This window comes from Subtercola boreus, assembly GCF_003399635.1.
Lineage (GTDB): Bacteria > Actinomycetota > Actinomycetes > Actinomycetales > Microbacteriaceae > Subtercola > Subtercola boreus_B.
This window is the reverse complement of the sequence record NZ_NBXB01000082.1, coordinates 1-2,123: the sequence shown is the minus strand read 5'-3', so window position 1 is coordinate 2,123 and position 2,123 is coordinate 1. Positions and strand designations below refer to the sequence as shown.

Here is a 2,123-nt window from a genome sequence, read left to right as displayed (position 1 = left end):
CATCCCCTGGTCCAGCTACGTCATCGACAAAAACCCGCACTACGCACACGCACGCCCCGAAGGCCCAGAACCCACACCACCGAAAACGCCGTCATAGCCGACAATCCGATACCTCCACTACCCAGTTAAATATCTGGTATTCACATTAGGTGTGAATAGGCGACCCTCTCCTGACCTGCGCTTTTATCACTCTCTGGGGCTCTGGATGGTGTGTGGGACGGGCGGGGCCGACCAACTACACGTTGCTGCGCGGGGCCAACCGAGCGGGGATGAGCGTTAGCCCTCCCCGCTCGGCGCCTTAGGCCTCGACTGCCTCACTCGGGAACATGGTTTGCGAGCGACGGGTTCGGAGCCCGACGAATGCAACAACTGCCCCCACCGCTGCCACGACAGCGGCGCCGAGGAATGCTGCAGAGTATCCGTCGGTGAGCTCGGGCGGCGCGGAGGAGTTGCCCGTGATGGCGACAGCCAAGGCTCCGAGACCTGCGAGTCCCAACGCTGATCCGATCTGGTAGCTGGTGCTGACCAGCCCAGACGCAACGCCCGCTTCATGCATGGGCGCGGCCGAAATGGCTGTGCCGAGGGAGGGCACGAATGCGAGTGACATACCGATTGCAGCGACGGCAGAAGCGGGCAACACGTCGATCGCATAAGTCCCGTCGGGCCGTGCGAAGGACAACCACAGCAGACCCGCGGAGAGGATGGCCAAACCAGCGACGACGAGTGCACGCGCTCCAAGCCGAGCCTGCAGGCGCGGAGCGACGAACACCATCCCAAGCACGATGATGACGGTCATCGGCAGCAGTGCCGCCCCAGCCGCAAACGCGGAGGCTGCAAGCACCTTCTGCAGGTAGAGGTTCAGGAAGAACCACATCGTCACCCAAGCCGCACCGAGCAGGAACTGGGCGAGGTTGGCTGCGCCAAGCTGTGGGGCCCGGAGTAGCCCGAGACGCAGCAACGGCTGCCGGGAACGTGCCTGTATGACGAAGAAGGCCGTCAACAACGCGAGACCTGTTGCGGCCGTGAGCAACGTCTCTGCGCTGAGCCATCCGATATCAGAGGCGCGGACGATTGAGAATACAAGCACCGCCAGCCCGAGCGTGGCAGTGAACGCCCCTCCGATGCCAACGCCTGCGGCGGACCCGCGCGTCGTGCGAGGAAGCGAAGTTGGCGTAAGCGCAACAACCACGAGAGCGATCGGGATGGTCACGTAGAAGACCCACGGCCAGCTGGCGTACTCGGTGAGCACGCCGCCGAGGAAGACCCCTGCCGTGCCACCAATCGGTGCCGCTGCGCCGTAGACGGCGAACGCCTTGGGCAGTTCCGCCGTGCCACCGAACACGATCATGAGCAGCGTCAAGGCTGCCGGCGCGACCAACGCTGCCCCCGCCCCTTGAAGGATCCTTCCTGTGATCTCCGCGCCGACGGAGTTAGCCGCACCCGCGACCACCGAGCCGACGATCAGAACGATCCAACCAACCACGAAGATCTTCCGCGCGCCGAACACGTCGGCGAGCCTTCCGCCGAGAAGGAGCAAGCCGCCGAACGCGACCACGTAGGCATTGAAGACCCAAGTCAGCGACTCGGGCGCGAATCCCAGGTCGCGTTGGATGTCCGGAAGAGCGACACCAATGATCGACGTATCCATGATGACCACGAATTGAGCCGCGGCGATCAGGGTGAGTCCGAGCCAGCGCCGCTTGCGCGCCTCGGTGGGAGTACTTGACATGTCGAACCTCTCAAATAGACCGGGATACCCCCCGGGGGTACCAGATATACCCCTAGGGGGTATCCCGTGTCAACTCGTCAGCCGGTGTTCGCCGACGCAAGGCAGAGGAGAACGTGTCGTGAACGTGATCGTGGTCATCGCCGCCGCAGTGCTTATTGGCCTACTGGCCTAGTACTTCTTTGCGCCGCGCGCCGCCAAACGCGCAGCCGTCGAGGGAGATCTGCAGGTGCAGACCATCACGGTCAAGGGCGGCTGCTCCCCCAAGCGTTGAATATTCGCTTTTGTGGGCACCGCTTTTGATGCGGGTGAGCACCGTTGTTCAGGTGCCTGGTTTGCGTCGTTCAGCACCATGATCGGTGTGGTTGAGCACCACCTGTGAAGCTCCTCCCACCAT

The 2,123-nt window shown here is 63.3% G+C and carries 1 protein-coding gene; it reads right to left on the bottom strand.

The window, feature by feature from the left end:
• Positions 1 to 298: 298 nt before the first annotated feature.
• Complete coding sequence (locus B7R22_RS18465; protein ID WP_116413145.1) at positions 299 to 1,729, bottom strand: MFS transporter; 1,431 nt, start codon at positions 1,727 to 1,729, stop codon at positions 299 to 301.
• Positions 1,730 to 2,123 lie beyond the last annotated feature (394 nt).

Bases quoted from the DNA above. Each gene is read 5' to 3' on its own strand.
- B7R22_RS18465 (WP_116413145.1), bottom strand. From the start codon at position 1,729: ATGTCAAGTACTCCCACCGAGGCGCGCAAGCGGCGCTGGCTCGGACTC.